The following is a 2807-nucleotide window of genomic DNA, read 5'->3' as shown; positions in this document are numbered from 1 at the left end:
CTGTTGAAGAAATGTCAACAGGCGCATGGGGTGTGCTAATTGTTTTTACAGACGAAAGCAGATTAAGTCACAAGACAGTGACACATGAGGCTATACATGCTACTGGATTATTATTGGATGAGATAGGTGATAAGATAAATGGAAAAGAGACATCTGCATATCTTGCCGGATATATAGCGGATTGTTGCAATCAAACCCTTAAAACTAAACAAAATGAGACAGATTAAATTCAGAGGAAAATGTCAACGGGGGTATGACTATTCAGATGGTGATGGTTGGATATATGGAAGTCTACTTCAAAAAGACAAAGTTTATGCTATTGTAAAAACCGAGGACATTGATTTATCCCCCAATACAGATGATGGATATTCTTTTGTTGAAGATTTCGAAAGGATAGTAAGAGGTGATAGGTTTGTTCCTAAACAGCCTGATATGCCGAAAGAGTATGAGGAGTATCTCGGGGCATAGCTTACTTATAATATTCTTTACCTCTTATGTTTTTGTGATCGGGAATGTGCGAATCTTCCATAACAAACTTCTTACCGCAATTAGGGCAAGTGATTGAGTTTTCTTCTTCGGGGAATAGATCACGAACAGGCACGCCTAAAGCTTTAGCTAACTTCTCTAATGTTTCAAGTGTCGGATTGCCGTCTAATACCCTGTAAAGATACTCCCTGCTTACATCCATTCTCTTAGCAAGATCAACCTTGCTTATCTTTTCCCTTTTTAATATATGGTCTATATTCATAATCTATACTAAAAGTGTTTTGTCAATGCGAAGATATACATAATATTCAATAATGTATACATAAAAGTAAAAATTTAACAATAAATATTTGTATACTTAAATATATACATATATCTTTGAAGTGTAAATAACAGCAAACAAAATATAACCATTAATAATTACAGATATGCAAAAGATTACACCACAGGAGATAATTGATTTGATAAAAAAACTCCCAGATTCAGAATCTCATATATTCGAATTCAAAGGTTTATGGCACGTAACTCAAGAATGGTTGTGCGGTTCTTTCGCTGGGGCTGCATTTGGTGCTATGACTATTGAAGGTTCTGCCAATATGTTGATAGATTATTTATATAGACACATAGGACATGATTCAATTGTTGGAAAATATGTTACAGAAAGTGGATTTCCTGATTTAAATAAAGTATACAACTATTGTAAACATAAATTAGATGAAGAAGAATAAGATATTCAATAACCACCCCTTTATTAACAATAAAAGCAAAGACAATGAACATACAAGTAAAAGACAAGGTGGGTTTATCAGAGATAGATGTCTTGGCATTAATTCAAAGTCTATTAAGAAATAGACCTCCAAAAGATGGAAGTTTTGATTATGGTTTTGAGACTCACGGAGCAATAGGCGTTTCTATCGGAGATACTGGCGTTCCTATTCAAGTTTATCAGCAAAACAAGAGATCATCAATCAAAAGCCCTATAATAATAGTTATAGAGAATCATATAAAGCTATTTTAACTAATAAAAGCAAAAAACAATGAGAAAGATAAAATTTAGAGGGAAAAGAATAGATCAAGACGAATGGGTTGTTGGTAGTCTTGTTAAAATAATAAGAGTAAATATCAAGTTTTACATCCTTCCTTTAAATACTGTGATTGATGATGACTCAAAGATGTTTGATTCATTAATAGAGATTCGTCCCGAAACCGCCTCTCAGTTCACAGGCTTAGTAGATCGGAACGGAAAAGAGGTGTATGAGGGGGATATATTAGAAACCAAATATGAAGATAGATGCGAAGAATCTGGATTTGGAATAGCACGAAATGGGGTTTCTTTTAAAATTGGATGCTTCGGAACTATAGGAGAAATAACTAGAGAGTTTCTACCTTTCAGCGATTACCCAATTAAGGATGAGTATATCATCGGCAACATCCACGAAAACCCCGAACTTTTAAACGAAAAGCAATGAAAGCACAAGATATCAGAATTGGAAACCTCTTTACTCAGAAAGGTTTCCCCATGTATGTAGAAGCCATATTCAAAGACACCGTTTATTTGAACTTCGAAGGCAACGAGGGTGATATCTGGGAGGAAGATATCAAAGACCTTGTACCCATCCCCCTAACAGAAGAAATTCTGTTGAAGGCAGGGTTTGAGAAAGATACTGGAGAATTTTATATATATAAAGACATCACAGTACGTAAAACATACTACTCTGATGATTTTTGGCGTTTTATTTTCAAGCATCAACGCATAAAGGACATTAAATACCTTCACGATTTACAGAACACAATTTCCGCTCTGACGGGTGAGGAAATAAAAATAGAATTATAACCAAGTAGGCAGCTTATAGCTGTCTTTTTTAAAGAATTATTATCTTTACTAAAAATAAATAAGTTATGACTTTGAAAATAATGGATTATGCTTTGATCGAGGCTATACTAAAAGATCCTCATTATAATATACCTGACAGTATAGAATCAATACGATCAGAAAAGAATATGTGGTATAGATGGTATTCTGAACAAGATTTCGAAAAAGACGCTAAGAAAATAGAAACTTTCAGAGAGAGGATAAGAATACTTGATGATGCGTTAGATAATCTAATGCGATCTGTCGGAGATTATAAGGAAAGAATTCGGCAAGGATATCGTTAATCAATAAAAGATACACTTCTCATTATTAGGCAATGTAACAATTCGTTATGTTGCCTTTTTTATTTACCAGGTGTCATTAGATACCTTTTTTATTTACTAAATCCTATTAATTATGCCAGAACAATTTTACACCCAAAAAGAATCAGTCGCTTTGGGTAATTACC

Annotated in this window: 7 protein-coding genes and 1 pseudogene; 7 read left to right on the top strand and 1 reads right to left on the bottom strand. The window is 33.8% G+C overall.

Translation table 11 applies throughout. From position 1 onward, the window contains the following. Window positions 1-227 (top strand): annotated as a pseudogene (locus K322_RS0113415) (hypothetical protein); the annotation flags it as partial. Continuing rightward, on the top strand, window positions 214-468 hold the full coding sequence (locus K322_RS0113410; RefSeq protein WP_026627334.1) for a hypothetical protein: 255 nt from the start codon (window positions 214-216) through the stop codon (window positions 466-468). The pseudogene K322_RS0113415 and the gene K322_RS0113410, both read left to right, overlap by 14 nt. A 1-nt stretch (window position 469) precedes the next feature. Here K322_RS0113410 and K322_RS0113405 read toward each other — a convergent pair whose 3' ends face one another. Beyond that, complete coding sequence (locus K322_RS0113405; protein ID WP_026627333.1) at window positions 470-748, bottom strand: helix-turn-helix domain-containing protein; 279 nt, start codon at window positions 746-748, stop codon at window positions 470-472. A gap of 166 nt (window positions 749-914) precedes the next feature. Here K322_RS0113405 and K322_RS0113400 point away from each other — a divergent pair, with 166 nt between their 5' ends. The 5 genes from K322_RS0113400 to K322_RS0113380 all read left to right on the top strand — a co-directional run bounded on the left by K322_RS0113400 (window position 915) and on the right by K322_RS0113380 (window position 2643). After that, complete coding sequence (locus K322_RS0113400; protein WP_026627332.1) at window positions 915-1214, top strand: hypothetical protein; 300 nt, start codon at window positions 915-917, stop codon at window positions 1212-1214. Between the two features lie 44 nt (window positions 1215-1258). Continuing rightward, window positions 1259-1504, top strand: coding sequence for a hypothetical protein (locus K322_RS0113395; RefSeq protein ID WP_026627331.1), 246 nt, complete (start codon window positions 1259-1261; stop codon window positions 1502-1504). A gap of 19 nt (window positions 1505-1523) precedes the next feature. Further along, the gene (locus tag K322_RS20365; protein WP_051290803.1) at window positions 1524-1955 is read left to right on the top strand and encodes a YopX family protein; all 432 of its coding nucleotides are present in this window, start codon (window positions 1524-1526) and stop codon (window positions 1953-1955) included. Continuing rightward, window positions 1952-2320, top strand: a complete 369-nt coding sequence (locus K322_RS20360; protein WP_051290802.1) for a hypothetical protein — start codon at window positions 1952-1954, stop codon at window positions 2318-2320. The genes K322_RS20365 and K322_RS20360 overlap by 4 nt, the downstream gene beginning before the upstream one ends. A 65-nt stretch (window positions 2321-2385) precedes the next feature. Continuing rightward, window positions 2386-2643: a hypothetical protein gene (locus K322_RS0113380; RefSeq protein WP_035332133.1), complete on the top strand. Its 258-nt coding sequence runs from the start codon at window positions 2386-2388 to the stop codon at window positions 2641-2643. Window positions 2644-2807: the final 164 nt, after the last annotated feature.

It is taken from the genome of Indolivaga capnocytophagoides DSM 22835 (assembly GCF_000426485.1).
Classification (GTDB): domain Bacteria; phylum Bacteroidota; class Bacteroidia; order Bacteroidales; family Dysgonomonadaceae; genus Dysgonomonas_A; species Dysgonomonas_A capnocytophagoides.
Note: the sequence above shows the minus strand (reverse complement) of the source record. Positions and strands in the feature narration are given on the sequence as shown.